Origin of the sequence: Bacillus cereus group sp. BfR-BA-01381, assembly GCF_022663555.1 — a bacterium.
GTDB classification, from domain to species: Bacteria; Bacillota; Bacilli; order Bacillales; family Bacillaceae_G; genus Bacillus_A; species Bacillus_A pacificus.
Genome location: NZ_JAKUFR010000006.1, coordinates 24,541 through 45,295 on the forward strand (window position 1 = coordinate 24,541; position 20,755 = coordinate 45,295).

The window sequence follows — 20,755 nt, forward strand, 5'->3', positions numbered from 1 at the left end:
AGAGAAGAATATAAGATTCTTACAGAAAGAAAATGAATTATCATTTGTATAATGGATAGAAGTAAAATAAAATAATAAGTATAGGTAATAAAGAGAATTTTATTCATAATCTTCAATAGGAGAGGTGAATTGGAAATATGGATCATAACAATATAAAGGAAAACTTACCTGTTATAAACAATCAAAGTAAATATATGGATACATATGTAGAGAATATAAGTGCTATCATTCCATTTCTGCATAACAATCGTTATGTAGATAAAGTGGAAGAGTAAGTATCCGTATTTAAGTGATATAGAAGTCATTTATCATTTTGTACATTTACAAAATGATATGGATGAGAAGAAGAATAGAAAAGAGGCTATGAAAAAGAGCTATATATCTGAAATCTTGTCATTTTGTCAGTGCATGGTACAGCATGCAGAAGACTTTGAACTGAATGGGGAAGAGGTACAGCAAAATGAATCTTTATTAAAAACATTGCAGCCTTGGCATATTCATAAATACAATGCCTGGTTGAAGCAGGTAGAGAAAGGTAGAAATGGAGAAACGTACGCGGTCGCAATACTTGCAAAAAAATCAGTACTTATACGTTCTTTTCTAAAACATTTTCATGTATTTGCTTATATTGAAAGATCTCTTCATGAAGAACTGCAGCGCGCTAATGTAAATGAACAAGATCGGCCGAATCGGGGTTTATCTTATGATGAAGTGATGAAAATTTTGGGTTTTTATAAAGAAAAAGGACATTTAGTAGATTATACAATCTTACTAGCTCTAGCAAGTACTGGTGCAAGAATTCAAGAATTGTGCACCGCTAGAGTGAAAGACTTACATTATGACGGAAAGTATTGGTTAAAAGTCACAGGGAAAGGGGATAAAGTACTTGAACTTTTCATTCCTGAGCATTTATTCCAATGTATTAGCGAAATGAGAAGGAGAAGAGGGGTTCAAAACTGTATTGGATCGAGGAGATGAAAGTCCTTTATTAGTAAATCAAAGGGGTAATTTTTATAATTCAAAAACGTTATCAAATCAGGTAACAGATATGATAAAAAAGACAAATTTAGAGTTTCTAAAGTATCGTGAAAATCCTGTAACGGCGCATACATTCCGTCATGCTTTTGCAATTATGGCAGTTGAACAAGGAAATACGGATCTATATCATTTAATGCAGACCTTGGGACATGAAAATATTCAAACAACAAAAATCTATTTAGAGAAACATATGAAAGGGAAGAATAATGTGGGTATTTCATTTTTAGATTATTATATATATTGATGTGAATATATAAAGTTAAAACCTTCATTTAGTTATATATTTTTTATATAATTAAATGAAGGTTTACTTGTTCAAAAAACAAACAGAAATGTAGTATTTTGTGTAAAGAAGAGAGATTTAAATTTCACTTGTAATTAAATGTAATTGAGTAGATGAGTTTAGAAAATACTAGTAAACCTTAGTGCATTTAGTTTAGAGAAATTGAAACGTGAAAATAATTTTGTAAGTGAAGAAATTACAAAATACCTATTTTGTAGGGAAGAGGAATAGGTATCAGGACGGTATAGCTTACACTAGGATAAAAAGAAAAGTATCTTTTAATGAAGTGACCTCCGAAAGTTAGACAGGTCGGTTCATTAGGGAGCCTCTAGGGTATGAGCCCGGTATTGTACTGGGCTCATACCCTTTAATTTTGCCTTAATTCTTTTATGATTATAGTAGTCTATATACTTTGCTAATTCTTGTTTGAAATGTGTTATACTTTCAAATTCTTTTCGATACAGAAATTCCGATTTCATGATACCGAAAAACTTTTCAATAACGGCATTGTCATAACAGTTTCCTTTACGAGACATACTTTGTGTTATGCCATATTGCTTAAGAGAATGACGGTATTGTTTCATTTGATAGTGCCACCCTTGATCAGAATGAATGAGGAGTTTGTCTTGATCTGTTACGTGTTCAAAGGCTTGGTCTAACATTGTTGAAACAAGGGAATAGGTCGGTCTTGAACCAATTTTATACGTGATAATTTCACCATTAAATAAATCCAATATCGGTGATAGGTATAACTTCTCCCCAAATAACTTAAACTCCGTAATATCTGTATCCCACTTCTCATTTGGTTTTTTCGCTTGGAAATTGCGATTTAAAATGTTGGGCGCAATTTGCCCAACTGTCCCTTTGTAAGAACAATATTTTTTCATGCGAACAAGGCATTTTAACCCTAATTCTTTCATAAGGCGATACACTTTTTTATGATTTATTTTGTGCCCATGATTCATCAGTTCATCACGAATACGACGATATCCATAACACCCATCATGTTCATGATAAATAGCTTGAATCAGTTCTTTTACCTCCATATTTGGATCAGGACGATTGAACTATTTCATCCAGTAATAATATGTACTACGTGGAATGTTTACGAGTTGAAGTAACTCCTTGATAGGAAATTCATGCCTTAACTCATCGATTACTTGTGCTTTGTCTTGTTTCGTGATTTTTCCTTGTTTTGAACTAAGGCATTCAACTTTTTTAAATATGCATTCTCCATACGTAAACGCTCATTTTTCGCTTGTAGTGCTTCTATTGAGCCTTCTACTATTGGCTTTATTTTTTTATCTTTCATGGTTGGAAGCCCCTTTTTCTTTGATTTTAGGGCATCCAATTCTCCTGTTTCATAGGCAATTTTCCATTTCCGAAGTGTTTCATAAGACGGAATATTGAAAAGACTCGTTGTTTCTCCGATAGATGTCTCGTGTTCATTCATATAATTAAGTACATCTAGTTTATACTGGGTAGAATAGGATGTATAGCGTTTTTCAAAAGCATTTTTACCTGAAGATTCATATCTTCTAATCTACCCACGAAGTAAGCTAGGAGTAACTCCTATAGATTTAGCAATTGTTTTTCCGCTTTCTGAACCATTTAAATATCGTTTCACCGCTTGAATTTTTTCTTTTGAAGAAAATTTAGCCATAAAAAGTGCCCCCAATTGTTAGACTGTGTCTAACAATTGGGGGGCACTTCAAAGCAGTCTATATGCCTTGAAGTACTTTTTTTGTTGTACCATTGAACGTGAAAATGAAAGAGTAGAGAAGAAATGAAATGAAATGTAGTAGATGGAGGATACGTGTAGTATGGTCATAGATAATAGAATGTTACTATTGTTAAGTAAAATAAATTTTCTAAATATTTTAAAAATAACTTTACAAAACCAGAAAAATTAGTAGAATATTAATTAATAAGAATTTTCTGATAACTAGTTATTAGAAAATCTCTCAAAATGAGTTTCGTACATATAAATGGGGAGGGTATAAAAATGAAGAAAAAGATGAAAAAGTTCACGGCAGTTGTAGCGCCAGTTTTAGCAATGAGTATGGCGTTAACAGCGTGTTCTGGATCTGGTGGGGAGAAGAAAACAACTACGACGTCTAGTGGTGGTGGGGACGAGAAAAAATCCGAAATTAAATACGCAGCAAAACAAGTATTAAATCGTACAGAGAATCAAGAAATTCCGACGATGGATACTTCTAAATCTACTGATACGTTAGGGGCACAAATTTTAGGAAATACGATGGAAGGATTATATCGTCTTGATAAAGATAATAAGCCAATCCCAGCTGCAGCGGAATCTAGTACGAAGAGCGAGGATGGCAAAAAATATACATTTAAATTACGGAAAGATGCAAAATGGTCAAATGGTGATCCAGTAACAGCGAAAGATTTCGTATATGCATGGCAGCGCTTACTGGATAAAAATACAGCAGCAGAATATGCGTTTATTGCTTACTATATTAAAAATGCAGAAGCAATTAATAAAGGTGAAAAACCTCTAACAGATTTAGGAGCAAAAGCGGTAGATGATTATACGCTAGAAGTAGAATTAGAAAAGCCAGTACCGTATTTCTTAAACTTAGTAGCATTCCCATCATACTACCCGTTAAATGAGAAGTTTGTAAAAGAAAAAGGTGATAAGTACGGTTTAGAAGCAGATACAACGTTGTATAACGGGCCGTTCGTTATGTCTTCATGGAAACATGAACAAGGATGGCAGCTAAAGAAAAATGATAAGTATTGGGATAATAAGACTGTAAAATTAGAAGAAATTAACTATAGTGTAGTAAAAGAAGTTGCGACGAAAGTAAACTTATATGATACAGGATCAATTGATTTCACACTACTATCAGGAGAATTCGTCGATAAATATAAATCGAACAAAGATGAGTACGGTGAGTATTCAGAAGCAAGTACATTCTTCTTACGTTTAAATCAAAAGCGTAACGGACAAGATACACCGTTAAAGAGCAAAAAGCTTCGTGAAGCAATTGCATTATCAGTTGATAAAAAAGGATTGGCAAATGTAATTCTAAATAATGGATCAAAAGCAACAGACCAATTGGTTCCAAAAGGGCTTGCAACAGGACCAGATGGTAAAGATTATCAAGATACATTTAAAAATGGTCTGAAATATAATCCGAAAAAAGGAGCAGCAGCGTGGGAAGAAGCGAAAAAAGAGCTTGGAAAAGATCAAGTTACAATTGAATTACTAAGCTATGATGATGGAACTGCGAAAAAGATTGCTGATTATGTTAAAGATCAAATTGAGAAAAATTTAAAAGGTGTAACGATTAATACGAAAATTCAGCCATTCAAGCAAAAATTAAAATTAGAGACTGCACAAGATTATGAAATTTCTTATGCAGGTTGGAGTCCAGACTATGCGGATCCAATGACATTTATTGATATGTTTGAATCGAAGAGTCCATATAACCAAATGAGTTATTCAAATGCAAAATACGACGAAATGGTACAAAAAGCAGGTAATGAATTAATGGGTGATGCGAAGAAGCGTTGGGAAACGTTAGGGAAAGCAGAAAAATTATTCCTTGAAGAAGATGCAGGATTAGTTCCTTTATATCAAACAGGAAGAGCATATGTAATGAAACCAAATGTAAAAGGAATTGTGAAACATAACATCAGTCCAGAATATAGCTTTAAGTGGGCGTATGTAACGGAAGAGAAATAAGAAAAAGAGCGTTTAAAAAATATAGTTGAAGTGACCCCTAAAAGTTAGACACAGTTATTTCATTAAGCAGCTTGATAAAAGTGAGTCCGGTATTGTACCGGGCTCATTTTTAATTTTGCCTTAATCTGTTTCGTATTATAATAATCTATATATTTTTTTAATTCTATTTTAAAGTGCTCTACATTTTCAAATTCTTTTATGTAGAGGAACTCTGACTTCATAATCCCAAAGAAATTTTCTATTACTGCGTTGTCGTAACAGTTACCTTTTCGAGACATACTCTGGACGATAGCTCTTGATTCAAGTGTCCGGACGTACTGTCTCATTTGATAATGCCATCCTTGATCCGAATGCATCAGTAGCTGGTGGGTTTCAGGTAAACGTTCCAATGCTTTCTCTAACATGTCTGAAACAAGCGAATACGTCGGTCTAGAACCAATTGTATAGGTAATAATTTCACCATTATACAAATCTAATACAGGTGATACATACAGTTTTTCTCCAAACAATTTAAACTCTGTAATGTCTGTTACCCACTTTTGATTCGGTGCATCTGTATGAAAATTACGCTCTAAAATATTAGGTGCAATTCTACCGACTTTTCCTTTATAGGATTTATATTTCTTCATACGCACAACACACTTTAACCCAAGCTCTCTCATAATGCGCTGAACCTTCTTGTGGTTCACTTTCTGGCCACGATTCGTTAATTCATCACGAATGCGACGGTAACCATAACGACCTTCATTTTCCTCATAAATCGCTTTAATCTCAGCTTTCAAATCAGCATCTACATCTGGACGATTCATTTTCTTTACTAAATCATAATACGTGCTTCGAGGAATAGTAGCTAGCTCCACAAGTGCCTTCACCGAATATTTATGCCTTAATTCATAGACTACTTGCGCTTTGTCTTGTTTTGTGATTTTTCCTTGTTTTGAACTAAGGCATTTAACTTTTTTAAGTACTCATTTTCCATCTCAAGCTGTTTAATGCGTGCTTCAAGTGCTTCGACTGACCCTTCAGCTAAAGGTTGTTTTAATTGTTTATTTGAATCTTTTTTCATAGATGGACGCCCCTTTTTCTTAGATTGAAGGGCACAAATTCCTTGTGTTTCGAGCTGTTTTTTCCAAACAGAAATCGTTGAAGGGGCAGGAATATTAAAGATAGCTGCCGTCTCAAATAAGGACATACCGTTTTCAATCATAAAGTTTAGTACGTCTAGTTTAAATTGTTGTGTATAATTTGTACATCGTTTTAGAAAAGCTTCCAGACCATTCTGTTTATATTGGTTTACCCAATTCAAAATGATTGTGTCACTTATACCGAGCGATCTACCCATTTCTCGATAACTTTCATTTCCGTTCAAATAACGTAGAACGATTTGTATTTTTTCATCAGCTGTAAATTTAGCCATAGAAAAACTGCACCTCCAATTGTTAGACTGTGTCTAACAATTGGGGTGCAGTTCAAGTATTTATTTTTAAACGCTCTTTTACTATTCAATTAAATTTAAATAAATAGAGAAGAATAAGAAAAGTGGTACTTACATATAGTAGATGTGGGAGAATTCGTATAGTAATAGTTATTATAGTTGTTAGAGTGATTATTCTTAATATTATCAAAAAACTTTACAAATTAGAAGAAATTAGTAGAACGGTAATTAGTGATAATTTTCCGAAAAATAAAACGAAAGAAATCTCTCAAAGTTAGTTTCGTACATATAAATTGGGGAGGGTACAAAAATGAAGAAAAAGATGAAAAAGTTTACGGCGGTTGTAGCGCCAGTTTTAGCGATGAGTATGGCTTTAACAGCATGTTCTGGATCTTCTGGTGGGGAGAAAAAAACGACTACAACGTTTAATAATGGTGGGGAAGAGAAGAAATCTGATATTAAATATGCGGCAAAGCAAGTGTTAAATCGTACAGAAACGAATGAAATTCCGACAATGGATACTTCCAAAAATACAGATACACTTGGTTCACAAATTTTAGGGAATACAATGGAAGGTTTATATCGCCTTGATAAAGATAATAAGCCAATCCGAGCTGTAGCGGAATCTAGCACAAAAAGCGAGGATGGTAAAAAATATACATTTAAATTACGGAAAGATGCAAAGTGGTCAAACGGTGATCCTGTAACAGCGAAAGATTTCGTATTTGCATGGCAACGCCTAGTAGATCCAAAAACAGCTGCTGAATATGCATTTATCGCTTACTATCTTAAAAATGCAGAAGCGATTAATCAAGGGAAAGCAGAAGTTTCTACATTAGGTGTAAAAGCGGTAGATGATTATACGCTTGAAGTGGAACTAGAAAGACCAGTACCATATTTCTTGAACTTAATGGCATTTGCTTCATACTATCCATTAAATGAAAAATTTGTAAAGGAAAAAGGAAATAAATTCGGTTTAGAGTCTGATACAACGCTTTATAATGGTCCATTTGTGCTTACTGATTGGAAACATGAGCAAGGCTGGAAATTAAAGAAAAATGATCAGTATTGGGACAAAAAGACTGTAAAATTAGATGAAATTAACTATAGTGTAGTAAAAGAAGGGGCTACTCGAGTGAATTTATATGATACAGGTGCAATTGACTTCGCGCTTCTATCAGGTGAATTTGTTGATAAGTATAGAAATAATAAAGAAGAGTTTGGCGCATATTCGGAAACAAGTACGTTTTACTTACGTTTAAATCAAAAACGTGGTGGGCAAGATACACCATTAAAGAGCAAAAAACTACGTGAAGCAATTGCATTATCTATTGATAAGAAAGCTTTAACGAATGTTATTTTAAATGATGGTTCAAAACCAGTGGATTACTTAGTACCAAAAGGTTTAGCGAGTGGACCAGACGGTAAAGATTTTGCAGAAACGTTCAAGAATGGTTTAAAACAAGACTCCAAAAAGGCAGCGGCAGCCTGGGAAGAAGCGAAAAAAGAACTAGGAAAAGATCAAGTGACGATAGAGTTATTAAATTATGATACTGGTAATGCGAAAAAAGTTGGGGAGTATGTAAAAGATCAAGTTGAAAAAAACCTAAAAGGCGTGACAGTAAATATTAAACTGCAACCATTTAAGCAAAAACTAAAATTAGAATCAGACCAAGATTATGATTTTTCATATGGTGGCTGGAATCCAGATTATGCGGATCCAATGACATATCTTGATATGTTTGAAACAAAAAATTCGCAAAACCAGATGAGCTACTCAAATTCAAAATATGATGACATTATTAATAAAAGTAAGACAGAATGGATGGCTGATGCAAAAAAACGTTGGACAGAGTTAGGGAAGGCTGAAAAAATATTACTTGAAGACGATGTAGCGCTTGTACCATTATATCAAAATGCTAGATCATATGTAATGAAACCAAATATAAAGGGAATCGTGAAACATAATATTAGTCCGGAATATAGTTTCAAATGGGCGTATGTAGAAGAGAAATAGTAAAAAAAAGCATTTTCAAGTTGCGGTATGGCACTTGAAAATGCTTTTTTTCTGTGCACTATTTTTTTCAGGATGAATATATGTATTATAGAAAATTTAAAGGAGAATCCCATGAAACGAAACACATACATCGATTTCCTAGCTTATTACGGAATAGGGAGTGCTCATCCTGGTGGTTTTACATTAACAAAACAATTGTTAGCACAACTCCCTCTTAGACATGGGGCGAATGTCCTAGAGATAGGTTGTGGCACGGGAAAAACCGCAGCATATATGGCGAGGAATTTTGGATATAAAGTAACAGCGGTGGAAAAGAATGAAATTATGATTCAAAAGGCGAAAGATAGGTGGTCGTTTGAAGGAATAGACATTCAATTAATTGAAGGAAAGGCAGAGCAATTACCTTGTTTGCATGACTCATTTGAATTGGTACTCGGAGAATCGATACTTGCTTTTACAGAGAAAGAAAGGGTTATTTCGGAATGCTATCGTGTACTACAGAAAGATGGTAAGCTTGTTGTCATTGAAATGATTATTGATAGGCATATTGATAAGGGTGAGGAAGAGAAAATCGCTCAATTATACGGGATGAAAGAGCTATTAACTGAGAGTGAGTGGGTACAATTATTTCAGAAAGCAAATTTTAAGCGGGTTACTATTGCTGGCGGTGGTACAATTGCAGAAACAATCTCTGCTTATATAGAAGAGCCGGAATGGAATGTATCACAATTTATTCCGAATGAGTTATATGAGGCATGGGTGCAACATGAAAATATAAGGCTTATGTACCAAAACATTTTAGGGCATCGTATTTTTATATGTGAAAAATAAAGAAAAAGAGTTGGCTAAAGATAGTCAACTCTTTACTTATGTTAAATGAAAAATAATGCAGCTAATGTAATTCCGAAGATAAAACCAAATCCGAGTTCAACACCCCAGCCGCAACCGCCGCCGCCCCAGCAACCGCCACCACAACTACCACAACCACGGCCGCCACATCCACAGCTGCTGAATCCACCACCGCATCCAAATCCACAACTATCGCATCTGCTAATGCCGCCGCAAAGATCGCAACCACCGTTTGCATATGCATCATAGTATCCGAATCCTGAATCAAAAGATGAGTGCTGTTGCACTGGTTCAATCCATACAGAGTTTTTCGTCACATCAATTATTTTGCCTAAATGAATGCGACCATCACGATCTTCAATGCGAACGACTTTACCGAAATAACGTTGGCACGTATCATAACATTTTTGTCTATGCATATTCATTCCTCCTTCCCCATTACAGTAATACGATATGTAAAGGGGACAAGTGCGGCTTGTACGAATGTCCTAACTATCATAATTGTTATAGGAAAGGGGAAATATAGGAAGAGGATATATAAGGAGGAAAAGGCATGAAATCTACAGATCAGTTTCAGACATACGAAGTACCGTGGGAAGAATTTATTGAAGCATTGCGAGAGGAAATGAAGAAGCAAGTAGGGGCAGATATTATTGATACAGTAGTTTGCAATTTAGAAGATGGTTTTGAAGTGTATACATATGTGCAAGGAGATTTGGATTTTGAATATAAGGAAGCGCTGGAAAGGAAATATGGGAGTGATGCAAAAACTCCTAATATGTTAACGATTATGTTATTAGCTAGCGTTTATCGTACAAGTGAAGAGAATATACGCTTGCATGCGGATCATAAAGATAATCCGATTGTGGAAGTGTATGTGAAGAAATAAAACACGCTGTGAAAGGCGTGTTTTTTATTTGTATGATAAAATATTAGAAAATTAAGAAAGATGGTGATGATTTGAAAATTAAACATCTTAATCTAACAGTTTCAGATGTACTAGCCGCGAGAGAGTTTTTAGAAAAGTATTTTGGTTTAACTTGTAGCGGAACAAGGGGAAATGGCTTTGCAGTTATGCGTGATAATGATGGGTTTATATTAACGTTAATGAAAGGAAAAGACGTACATTATCCAAAAACATTTCATGTAGGATTTCCACAAGAAAGTGAAGAACAAGTAAATAAGATAAATCAAAGATTGAAGGAAGATGGATTTTTGGTTGAGGCTCCTAAACGTGCACATGCGTATACGTTTTACGTGGAAGCACCTGGTGGATTTACAATAGAAGTGATGTGTTAAGTCAAAAATCAAACTTTTTGTTATGTGTTTTTAAAATAAAAAGTAGGAAAAGTCTGTTTTAAGTGTAGAGCTTAAACAGGCTTTTTTACTTATAGTATTGGATAGAAAACGCTAGAAGGAATCATATTCAGCTTTTATAACTGTTTACATAATAAAGTTATGCTGTGCTCGTTGTCCTAAAATACAAGTCATATATCTTGTATCCTCTCATAAATTTAAACATAGGAATTTGTCTACAAAGGTGGCGAAGCCTCATCATGAAAATTCGAATTTGTGCCACATTCATGTTGTTTCTATTTATATGGTTACATCCTTTTTGGACTTTTGCAAAAGGAGAGGAGGCAAAGGAAAGGGTCGTTTCACTTGTATATGATGATTCGGGCAGCATGAGAAATAACGATCGCTGGAAATATGCCAATTATGCTTTGCAAAGTTTAGTTGCGCTATTAGATGAAAAAGATACATTTTCTTACGTTCCAATGAGCAAGCCGAATGATCCATTAAACATTTCGTTAACGAAGGATAAGAGACAAACGGAAATTGAGGGAATTGGAGCGTGGAAAACGTATTTAAATACTCCGTTTAGCGCAGTAGAAACAGCGATGCAATCTATAAAAAAGGAAGCAGATATAGATGGGAAACGTGAATTTTGGCTTATTGTCTTAACTGACGGGGCATTTAATGATTTAGAGAAAGATAAGATTGGCGGAAAAGAACAAATTACACAAAAGTTAGCACAGTTTAAGAAAGAAATGGATGCAAAAAAGATATCGTTACATCCAATTTTAATTACGATGGAAGAGGATTTAGGACAGCAAGAAAAGGCACAACTAAATACGTTTAAAGAAATATGGAAAAAAGAGATAAATGGAGTTACGATGCCATCTAGTGGAGAGGATGGTATTGTAAAAAGCGTCAATCAAGTGGCGGCATTAGTTGCAAATCGTGATCCGTTCTCATCTGTTGAATCGATTGTGAAAACGAAAGTGGTAGGAAAGAAAGTAGAGATTACAACACCATTTCCATTAAAGCGTATGACGCTTGTGCGACAATCGCCTTCTTTGTCTAATTATCAGGTCACACAAATTTCTAAACCATTACAATTACAATCTTCTTTTTCCATACATGCACCAGGTGAAGCGAAATTGTTCGGAAATATAGTTCATATCAGTACGGAAAATGAAGAAGTTATTAAACCAGGGACGTATACGATAGAAGTGGACCGAGATATTGAGAAAGAAGGGTTACAAGTACTAGTCGAACCGGCGCTTAATTATACTGTTTCTACTTATGACAAAGAGGATAAGGATAGAAAAAATGTTGAGGAAATGTATGAAGGTGTGACAGCTGTTATTGAAGCAAAACCTACTGAGTTGCCAGTTCAGTCTTCTTACTTTCAGGCAGAAGTAGAAATAGACGGAAAGCAATATGCGATGAAGTGGGACGATAAAAGACATGTATTTTATTACGCAACGAAGCTTACTAAAGGATTAGTACGCGGGAAAGTTCATATGAACATAAAAGGATTTTACAGACAGACGAAAGAATTTAAAATCGAAACAACGAAAAAGCCTGCATTATCTCTTCGAACTGTCACGAAAGATTATGAAGAAAAAGTAACGAATTTAGAGAGTAGTAAACCATTTATTATACAACCACAGTTAGATGATAAGCCGATGACAGAAGAGGCTGTAAAAAAACTATTAAAATCTACTGGTGTCACATCTAAACAATCCATCAACTATGAAATAAAACAACATGGTAATCAAATTTATATTTATCCTCGACCTCATTACTCCGACACGTTCAATTTTACAGATACCGGCACCGTAGAAGCTACCATCGTAGTACAGGATTCAAAGTTACAAGAAGTAAAGAAAAACATAAAACTTCATATTCAAGATGCACCGTTTTATGAAAAGTATGCGCTTATTTTTAAGTTTGTTATTCCTATCACTTTATTACTGTTAATAGTAGGAATAATCGTTTTAGGATGGATTGTCCGTCCGAGATTTCACCGTAAAGCACTATTGTATTACGAATGGGATCAAGAGGTAGCGAAAGATTGGTTATATCAATCTGAGCCAGAATTACTTAAAAATAAATGGTGGAAACATTATTTTGGTATTCCGTTTAGAGCGGAAAGGAAGACTGTACAATCCGTTACATTTATAGCGAAGAAAGGATCAAAATCGATATTTGTAGCGAAAGAGTCACAAGTAGTAGGAATGATTATTGATGGGATGTTTATAACAGAGGATGAGGTTGGAATGGAACATAAGACACTATATCCAAATGAACTTTTAGTAATTGATAGAGGATATGGTAAGGAGATTTACAAATACGAGTGTGAATAGTAGGTGGAGAGAAGAGGACAATAGTATCTTTCCCTCTCTTTTCAAACAAGCAAGAATAGGAAGGTGGTTCACATGACGTTACAAGTTCCAACGATATTAATTGGTTTAGGTGGAATCGGTAGTACTGTGACACATCAAATATATGAAAGGCTGCCTGAGGAGCGCCGAAAAAAAGTAGCAATGCACGTATTTGATACAGATGTGAATACATTGAGTAAATTTGATCATATTCGAAAGTTTAAGACGCAAACGAGTTCGAGCAAAACGCCTAGGGAGTATATTGCAGGAGATCCAACGATTCCGGAATGGTTTCCAATGGACCCGACTATACTTGATAAACCACTGACAGAAGGGGCAGGACAGTTACGCGTTATTTCCCGTTTAGCGCTACGTGCTGCGATGAAAGAAGATAAACTCACGTCCTTTTGGCAAGAAATTGAGAAAATTTTTCCGGTTACGAGCGATCAAACAGAATATGGAGTGCGTGTCATTATCGTAACATCACTAGCGGGCGGAACAGGTTCAGGAATGTTTCTACAAATTGCATTATATTTACGTGAAATGCTTCGGAAAAAACTGCAGCATCACAACATTTTAATACGCGGTGCATTTCTAATGCCGGATGTGTTAGTGAAGACGAGAACGGTTAGTGCGAAAGAGTTTGAAACGGTGCAAGCAAATGGATATGCCTCGTTAAAAGAATTACATGCTATTACGCTCGGCTCTACTGGAGAATTATCAAAACGCGGCGGGGTTACGATTGAATTAGAGTATCGACCGGATCAAGTAGATGAAGACGGAAGAACGAATCATACAATTAAACAACATCATTTACCGTACAATTATTGTTTCTTATACGATTACGAAAATTTACATGGACACCATCTGCACAATTTATCAGATTATATGGAGCAAATGGCAAATACGATTTATTTACAGTTATTTAGTCCGATGTCTGCAAACCATTTTGCACAGGAAGATAATCAAATTCAGCAATTAGCAGAATCAAGCGGGAAAGGGCGATATTGCGGGGCAGGAACGGCAAAGATTATTTATCCGTATGAGCACGTGTTAAAATATTGTGCTTTAAAATGGGCTGTGCAAGGTTTAGATGAATCGTGGCTTCATTTAGATCAACTGTTTCAAGAGAAGAAACAAAGGTATGACCAAGATGTAAAACGTGGTATGCAACGTGAAAAGCCAGAGCGCGGGAAAAGTTATTTAGAAGATTTAGAACATCTTGCTACTCGTCCAGAGCAGGCTCATATTTTCTATAGACAAATGTACAATGAAACGCGTGAAGGAGCAGAAGGCGGTAAGGTTGGAGTTGCGAAATCTAAACTGTTTTTAGAAGCTGTAGAAAGTTATGTACAGCGTACGGTGCAAAAAGACGAGGAATTAAATCGTCTGCAGCATGAGTGTAAAATTTCGGCTGCCAAGCTGAAAATGATGGAACAAATGAAAGGTGAAGTAGCAAGGGTCGATCATGCGGTTCGTTTATATGCGTATGCGATTCCGAGCCGTGTACATGAACATGTAACGACACTTTTATATGACATGATTGAATCAGACCGTTTTTCACCGAGTGGCTCTGAAGGCCAGTCATATCAATTAAATACATGGTTTTTAAAGAAAACAGATCCAGTTCATCCAGTAGCAGCTCGTTTTATGTTGTATGAAATTCGAAAGCAGTTAGTGGAAAAAATGAATCGACTACATGAAAATAATGAACAAAAGCGTAATTTAATTCAAAATTACGATAAGAAATTTAATGTGAGTAACATTGATGGAACGGTAACAGCTGTACGCCGAGTAGAAATTGCGCAACAACAAGGTTGGTTCGGAAAAATGATTAATAATCAGCAGCGTTTATTTAAAAAGGAATTTGAAGATATTGTAACGCAGTACGTACACAAATTAAACGAATACCGTAAAGAAATGCTATTAGAACTCGTTTATCAATCGCTATATCAAGCAGTTAATAAAATGATTCAATATTGGGAAAGGTTTTTTGATAATTTACATGAAACACGTGAAAATTTATTGTTCGAAATTCAAAAACGAAGCAAAGAATTTGAAGGGAAAACAAACCCAACGAATGTATACGTATTAGCGGAAGAGAAGTTACAAGAAAAGATATGGCAAGATATGCAACAACATTTAAATTTAGGTGTATTACCGAAAGATATATCAGCAGAAATTTATATGAGCTTATACGGGGAATATTGCCGGGATGCGAAAACAGAAGAAATTCAATCGAAAAAGGTAGAAGACTTTTATCGTGAGCACATACTAAGCTATTGCTATGATGAATTACAAATACGCTATCGCGATAAATTAGAGCTGAATATCGTTGAGGCATTACGAAAAGAGGCGGATTATAAGAATCGTGATCGTGATGAATATGTTCGTGAAAAAATTGAAGACTTGTTCCATTTAGCAAGTCCATTCGTGCCGAAAGTTTCTCATCATAGGGAATTACAATATTGGGGCATACATCCATCTTTAAAGAAAGAACTGCAAGAGGAATTAATGCAAGAAATGTTTAAAGAAAAAGATACAGTAAATGAAGCTTTCTCGCCATTTGAAGTCATTTGTTATCGTGCACATTACGGTTTATCACTACAAGACTTTCCTAAGCTTTCTTCTGGACATATTGCAAATGGATTTATGAATGATAAAGGTGATTATTTTCAGTCGTACTATCGCCGTGTAAACAAGTTGAATAGTAAAAAATCTAGTTTAACACCGCATTTAGATAAGTATTGGCACTTACCAGCATTCATGCCAGACTTAAATGCAACGCAAACGAAGTTAGATTATGATAAATGTAATCGAGCTCTTCTATACGCGTACATGTATCGCTGGATAAGTTTAGTTGCTGTTGATGGTCAGTTCGTGTATCAATATAATGGTGTTGGACGTAGCTTTTTAATTCAGTCGATGGGGAAAAATATTTCAAGCGAAAGTTATAAATTACACAGAGCATTGCTTCATAACCCATTTATTTATGAAAACATCTTGTCCAGATTTGAAGAAGAACAAGAAAAGGCGATGATACAAGGTGGACATTTATATACGCATCCATTTGTATTAGGTGCTCAAGATATTAGATGGCTACGTAAAGAGCATGTCCATAATATTTTAGATATGATTTTAATGTATGACCGTGAAGCGAAATATGATCCAACGTTAGAAGAAACTTCTGATGAATTATTAAGGCTGTTCCTTGATGAAATTGAGTTATATTTCCAAAACTATTACGGTACAGGTGCTGATATGGTTGCCAAGAAAGAGAAAGAGATGTTTATTAAACAATTGTGGGATCGTTCGTACGCGAAAGGATATGTAGATCCAAATAGTGCGCCTTATAAAAAGTGGCAAAATTTATTAAGCGTTCATGATGAAGAAGAAACGCCAAAAACGAATGTATAATGAATGAAAAGGGAATCCTTAAAAGTGGCAATACAACTTTAGAAAAGAGGGATTCCGATGCCGTTTTTAGGAAGTGTATATCAAATATTTGGATTGTATCCAGAAATTTATTATGGAATGATTTCAGCTGAAATTGCAGAGCAGCAAAGATTGGAAGAAGTGGAAAACGAAGAACCAGAAACAGAAGTGTAACTGTATAAGAAGCTTCAAAATAAAAATGATAACACGCTACTTGTTCTTTAAACGTATAAGAACAAGTAGCGTGTTTTTGCTATTTAATAATCCCATTTTCTAAAATTTTAATGGTAGGTGCTACTTTTACGTTAGCTTTTGAAAAGGCACTCGGCCAATCGTCTTCAACTTTTTTCCATTCTTCATATTGAAACGCTCTCGCATAATCACCAAATCCGAATGGATCAAGCTGCTGTTTTTGAATGTTGTGGATTAAATCGTTCAAATCTTTGTTTAGTTGTTTTGTAATAAGAGAAGTTAATTTCTTTCTATCTTTGTCTATATCCATATTGAATGTAAGTTCAGATACAGCAATTTTTAAATCCATTTTAACGTTAAATTTGAAGCGGTTATCGCTATAGTCTGTATGGATATCACGATTCATGCTAAGAACATTTATTGTTACGAAATCGCCGCCATCGGTATCTTTTAAATCACTATTACTTTCAACTGAAGTAGAAGGGATTTTCAATGTAAGCGAAACCGGTGTATTCGCTTTCTTTTGTAACAAAAGAAGAAGGGCGCTTTCATAACGATTTAATGACATTTTATAAATTCCGCGAGAAGTTAATAGCGCGGAACCGGTAACGATAACATCTTTTTTACCTTTTTTTATTTCTGAAATAGCAGGTGTTATACCTTTATTAAACGTTTGCCTGTGAAATTCATGGAATGTCGTAAAAACGGTCCGATTGTACAGTTTGTTCGTATTAATTAAATCTGTTAAATACTCGGGAAGGGCAGGCTTGTCTTTAAAGTTATTATATATAACTGAAGAAATTGGACCGTCTACTGCAACCATACGCATGTTTCCAGTGTTTTTAGGATCACGATACCAAACATCAAGGTAAGGCATAGCCCCTTCTTGTTTTAAAAAATTTGTGCTAAATAAAATAAGCTGTAACTTTTCTGTAGATACTAAACCGCCACTTGAACTATTAAACGTTGCTTTTGCTTCTCGAGGTGTACGTACTTTCGCTTCATGTGTTTCGTACTTTTTTTCTACGTCTTCATTAAAAATAGGATTTACGTGGTACACAATTAATTTTCCTTTTGCTTTTGCGTCAAAGCCGTAAATTAATGAAATTGATTGTTTTTCTAAGTCGAGTCGATCTCCACATCCTGTTAAGAAGGTTATGAGAAAGTAAAGTATAGTGAAATGAATAAAGCGCCTCATTTAAACTCTTCTCCTTTTCCAATGCTGATAAAGTGTCATGTATAAGAGAAATACGACTGGAAATAGAAAAACGATAAAATAACTGGCAGTTCCCCAAAAGTCTCGCAAAGCACTTATTTGGTAAGAGGAAGGGATATAAAAGAATAAGACAACAATACACCCGAATAATAAAAACCAAATAGGTAAGGAACTCCCTTTTTTGTTAAGTAATTGATTGATTCCATCTGAAGCAGTAAATATGTAAGGAATGCAAGAATCAAAAATAATGAAGAGATAAAAAGATAAAAAGATAATTTCAAACCGTTCAAGAAACGAAAAGTGAAATGGTGTAACAAGAGAAAGGGTGGGCCATAAAAACTTTGTTATACCATCTGGACTAAAATAAACGAAAGAAACGAACGTGACTTGAAGATAAAGGAATAGGGTAATTAAATTTGCGATAACAATCCCTTTTTTAGCAGAGGATTTGTTATTCAAATAAGGATAAAGGACAAATGCAAACTCAAATCCAAGAAATGCAATAATAGTTGATTTTACGGTGTTTAAAACTGGTATCCAGCCCTCTTTAAGAAGAGGGAGGAGGTATATCCAATGCCCATCTTTAAGAGGGATAAACAATAGAAAAGGCATCCACAGTGTGAAAAACACAGTGAAAACAGCGTAGCGACTTATAATAAGAACGCCTTTACATGCGAGCATAAGCATGGGAATAGATAGTAAAATCATAATTAAAAACATTGGAGTTCTAGGTAAAATCCAAATGTGAATAACGTATAAGAGGGAAAAAATTAAGGAAATAGCTGCAAGGACAGCATATAAAATCCAAAAAATCATTACTACTCTTCCTAGCCATTTCCCAAGATAACGAGTTAGCACATCGAGTAAAGTATATCCAGGATGCTTTTCCATGATTTTTACAATAGATAGACTGACTAAAGTAGTGATAGCGCATCCAATAATAATAGACATCCAGCCATCTGTATTCGCCCCTTGTGCAACTTCACGTGGCAGTGTAAGTACACCGAATCCTACTTGAACACCACTAATCGTTAAAATGTATTGAAATAAACTAATCGCCCTCTTTGCACGCTTTGTCACTTATCTTCCTCCGTTCCTTCTATATCGCGTTGTCGATTCTCTTGTTTTAAGTTAAGGGATAGTGGGCGCTTCTTCATTATTTTCCATGGTAAACGTATAAGAATATCTTTTAAATCCGAAGCAAATAACGGAGAAAAAGGACTACCATAAGGAACACCGAGAGATTCCATAGAAAGTATATGAATAATAATGATTGCCATCCCAACCATAATGCCAATGACACCAAATAAAGAGGCAATTATCATCATTGGGAATCGAAGAAGTCGAATTCCTGCAGACATTTCTAAGTTAGGGATGATGAAAGAAGCGACTGCAGTAATAGATACAACGATAACCATGACATTACTTACTATTCCTGCTTGAACTGCAGCTTGTCCAATGACAATCCCTCCTACGACGCCGATGGTTTGTCCAACAGGACCAGGAAGCCGAACTGCAGCTTCGCGGAGCATTTCAAGTACTAATTCCATCAAAAGTGCTTCTAATATAGGAGGAAAAGGAATTTTAGCTCGAGATTCTCCAATCGTTAACAATAATTTAAGTGGAATCACTTCATAATGAAAGGAAATCATAGCAATATAAAGAGCAGGAGCAAAAATTGCAATAAATAATCCAGTGAAACGAAGTAATCGTATAAAAGATGGAATCATTGGTCTGAAGCTGTAATCATCTATCGTCTGAAAAAAAGCTGAAAAGGTCATGGGTCCTATTAATACGCCTGGTGAACGATCTACAACAACAGCAATTCGCCCATCTAGAATATGATGTGCTGTTGTGTCAGGGCGCTCAGTTATCGATAATTGCGGAAAGAGAGTATAGGAATTATCTTCAACAAATCCTTCTAATTCTCCGGTAGTAAGAATGGCATCTACTTTGATTGATTCGATGCGGCAGGCCATCTCTTGTACAACATCTTCATTTGCAATGTCTGCTAAGTACAGCAAAAAAACTTTTGAAGTAGCTCGTTCACCAACAGTGAATTCCTTTACTTTCAATTCGCGATTTGGAATATATCGACGAATAAGTGCAAGGCTGTCGCTTGCCACTTCATTAAATCCTTCGTGTGAGCTTTTTATGGCGCTTTCTGTTGTAGGCTCTTCAATGCTCCTTTTTGGTGCCGCTTGCGTATCAAGCTCTAAAGCGGATAGTTGCCCGTTTATAAATAAAATACTTTTGCCGTGTAAAAGAGATTGTTCAATGTCTGTCCACTGTTGAACTTTTTTAATATTTCCGATAGAAACAGAGGCTTCCCAAAAATCGTCTTCATTCCACTCTTTAAATAAGAGAGGACGAAGAATGTTTACGTTAATAACAGTTTTGTCTACAAGTCCTTCCATATATATAAGTGAAGCTTCCTGTCCGTTTTTTAATGGAAAAGTGCGTGTTATTAATTCTGGAATACCGCTAAACAGTTTGGACAAGTGCTTTAAATTAAGGGAAAGGGAAGAAGAGATAAGTTTATTTAATGTGTGATCAGCTTGCTCTTGGGTAGAAAAAGATTTTTCACCACGAATCCATTTATTAAAAGACCCCATTTGTTTGCTTACTCCTTGTTATGTTTTATCCCGATTGGTGAGGGCTGATTAAAGTTTCACTTTATATGGGTTATTATGGATAGTTCCAAGCTGACATATGCGTAGTTTAAATTTTATATTGTATATTTTTAACTTTAACGCTATAATTATAGTGTTAAAGATGGAATCGTGATATGACCTGTTATGAATCTATCGTTTTATTTATGAATAAATGGATTGGTATTTTAGCAAGATGTGCTAATAAACTACTCCACCATGATAATAACGTGCCGAAATGTGGTGCGTATAT

The 20,755-nt window shown here is 35.1% G+C and carries 13 protein-coding genes and 2 pseudogenes; 9 read left to right on the plus strand and 6 right to left on the minus strand.

Going from position 1 to position 20,755, the window contains the following annotated elements; all coding sequences use genetic code 11:
* The first annotated feature begins 137 nt into the window (after positions 1–137).
* Positions 138–1,282, plus strand: a pseudogene (locus MR079_RS03410) (tyrosine-type recombinase/integrase).
* 356 nt (positions 1,283–1,638) lie between these two features.
* Here MR079_RS03410 and MR079_RS03415 read toward each other — a convergent pair.
* Positions 1,639–2,984: pseudogene (locus MR079_RS03415) on the minus strand (IS3 family transposase).
* 342 nt (positions 2,985–3,326) lie between these two features.
* On the opposite strand from MR079_RS03415, the gene MR079_RS03420 reads away from it, so the two are divergent.
* On the plus strand, positions 3,327–5,033 hold the full coding sequence (locus tag MR079_RS03420) for a peptide ABC transporter substrate-binding protein (RefSeq protein ID WP_242268589.1): 1,707 nt from the start codon (positions 3,327–3,329) through the stop codon (positions 5,031–5,033).
* Between the two features lie 62 nt (positions 5,034–5,095).
* Here MR079_RS03420 and MR079_RS03425 read toward each other — a convergent pair.
* Positions 5,096–6,450, minus strand: a protein-coding gene (locus tag MR079_RS03425; protein WP_242293526.1) for an IS3 family transposase whose coding sequence is annotated in 2 segments (ribosomal slippage) — positions 5,096–5,997 and positions 5,997–6,450 — 1,356 coding nt in all. Because the reading frame shifts where the segments join, the coding sequence is not laid out codon by codon here.
* Positions 6,451–6,778: 328 nt separating this feature from the next.
* On the opposite strand from MR079_RS03425, the gene MR079_RS03430 reads away from it, so the two are divergent.
* Both MR079_RS03430 and MR079_RS03435 read left to right on the plus strand, forming a co-directional pair.
* Positions 6,779–8,485 carry a peptide ABC transporter substrate-binding protein gene (locus tag MR079_RS03430; RefSeq protein WP_242293527.1) on the plus strand — a complete coding sequence of 569 codons (1,707 nt, stop codon included), beginning with the start codon at positions 6,779–6,781 and terminating at the stop codon, positions 8,483–8,485.
* A 111-nt stretch (positions 8,486–8,596) separates the two neighbouring features.
* Positions 8,597–9,316, plus strand: a complete 720-nt coding sequence (locus MR079_RS03435) for a class I SAM-dependent methyltransferase (RefSeq protein ID WP_139866307.1) — start codon at positions 8,597–8,599, stop codon at positions 9,314–9,316.
* Positions 9,317–9,357: 41 nt separating this feature from the next.
* On the opposite strand, the gene MR079_RS03440 is transcribed toward MR079_RS03435, so the two are convergent.
* A complete protein-coding gene (locus tag MR079_RS03440) occupies positions 9,358–9,753 on the minus strand; it encodes a hypothetical protein (RefSeq protein WP_242293528.1) in 396 nt (131 codons plus the stop codon).
* 134 nt (positions 9,754–9,887) lie between these two features.
* Between MR079_RS03440 and MR079_RS03445 the strand changes: the two genes are divergently transcribed.
* The 5 genes from MR079_RS03445 to MR079_RS03465 all read left to right on the plus strand — a co-directional run bounded on the left by MR079_RS03445 (position 9,888) and on the right by MR079_RS03465 (position 16,617).
* Positions 9,888–10,223 carry a hypothetical protein gene (locus MR079_RS03445; RefSeq protein WP_242293529.1) on the plus strand — a complete coding sequence of 112 codons (336 nt, stop codon included), beginning with the start codon at positions 9,888–9,890 and terminating at the stop codon, positions 10,221–10,223.
* Between the two features lie 71 nt (positions 10,224–10,294).
* A complete protein-coding gene (locus MR079_RS03450) occupies positions 10,295–10,633 on the plus strand; it encodes a VOC family protein (protein WP_139866304.1) in 339 nt (112 codons plus the stop codon).
* Between the two features lie 257 nt (positions 10,634–10,890).
* On the plus strand, positions 10,891–12,990 hold the full coding sequence (locus tag MR079_RS03455; RefSeq protein WP_139866303.1) for a vWA domain-containing protein: 2,100 nt from the start codon (positions 10,891–10,893) through the stop codon (positions 12,988–12,990).
* 72 nt (positions 12,991–13,062) lie between these two features.
* Positions 13,063–16,425, plus strand: coding sequence for a tubulin-like doman-containing protein (locus tag MR079_RS03460; RefSeq protein WP_139866302.1), 3,363 nt, complete (start codon positions 13,063–13,065; stop codon positions 16,423–16,425).
* A 57-nt stretch (positions 16,426–16,482) separates the two neighbouring features.
* Positions 16,483–16,617, plus strand: a complete 135-nt coding sequence (locus MR079_RS03465) for a hypothetical protein (protein ID WP_044793378.1) — start codon at positions 16,483–16,485, stop codon at positions 16,615–16,617.
* Between the two features lie 79 nt (positions 16,618–16,696).
* Here MR079_RS03465 and gerSC read toward each other — a convergent pair whose 3' ends face one another.
* From gerSC to gerSA, 3 genes are read right to left on the minus strand one after another with little or no spacing between them, the layout of a single operon-like run.
* Positions 16,697–17,833 carry a spore germination protein GerSC gene (gene gerSC / locus MR079_RS03470; RefSeq protein ID WP_139866301.1) on the minus strand — a complete coding sequence of 379 codons (1,137 nt, stop codon included), beginning with the start codon at positions 17,831–17,833 and terminating at the stop codon, positions 16,697–16,699.
* Positions 17,834–18,931, minus strand: a complete 1,098-nt coding sequence (locus MR079_RS03475; RefSeq protein WP_242293530.1) for an endospore germination permease — start codon at positions 18,929–18,931, stop codon at positions 17,834–17,836.
* Positions 18,928–20,466, minus strand: a complete 1,539-nt coding sequence (gerSA, locus tag MR079_RS03480; RefSeq protein WP_139866299.1) for a spore germination protein GerSA — start codon at positions 20,464–20,466, stop codon at positions 18,928–18,930. The genes MR079_RS03475 and gerSA overlap by 4 nt, the downstream gene beginning before the upstream one ends.
* Positions 20,467–20,755 lie beyond the last annotated feature (289 nt).

What these genes read in the sequence shown, in the direction of transcription:
- MR079_RS03455 (WP_139866303.1), top strand. Translation starts at nt 10,891, where the DNA reads ATGAAAATTCGAATTTGTGCCACATTCATGTTGTTTCTATTTATATGG.
- gerSC (WP_139866301.1), bottom strand. Translation starts at nt 17,833, where the DNA reads ATGAGGCGCTTTATTCATTTCACTATACTTTACTTTCTCATAACCTTC.
- MR079_RS03460 (WP_139866302.1), top strand. Translation starts at nt 13,063, where the DNA reads ATGACGTTACAAGTTCCAACGATATTAATTGGTTTAGGTGGAATCGGT.
- MR079_RS03440 (WP_242293528.1), bottom strand. Translation starts at nt 9,753, where the DNA reads ATGCATAGACAAAAATGTTATGATACGTGCCAACGTTATTTCGGTAAA.
- gerSA (WP_139866299.1), bottom strand. Translation starts at nt 20,466, where the DNA reads ATGGGGTCTTTTAATAAATGGATTCGTGGTGAAAAATCTTTTTCTACC.
- MR079_RS03445 (WP_242293529.1), top strand. Translation starts at nt 9,888, where the DNA reads ATGAAATCTACAGATCAGTTTCAGACATACGAAGTACCGTGGGAAGAA.
- MR079_RS03430 (WP_242293527.1), top strand. Translation starts at nt 6,779, where the DNA reads ATGAAGAAAAAGATGAAAAAGTTTACGGCGGTTGTAGCGCCAGTTTTA.
- MR079_RS03420 (WP_242268589.1), top strand. Translation starts at nt 3,327, where the DNA reads ATGAAGAAAAAGATGAAAAAGTTCACGGCAGTTGTAGCGCCAGTTTTA.
- MR079_RS03435 (WP_139866307.1), top strand. Translation starts at nt 8,597, where the DNA reads ATGAAACGAAACACATACATCGATTTCCTAGCTTATTACGGAATAGGG.
- MR079_RS03465 (WP_044793378.1), top strand. Translation starts at nt 16,483, where the DNA reads ATGCCGTTTTTAGGAAGTGTATATCAAATATTTGGATTGTATCCAGAA.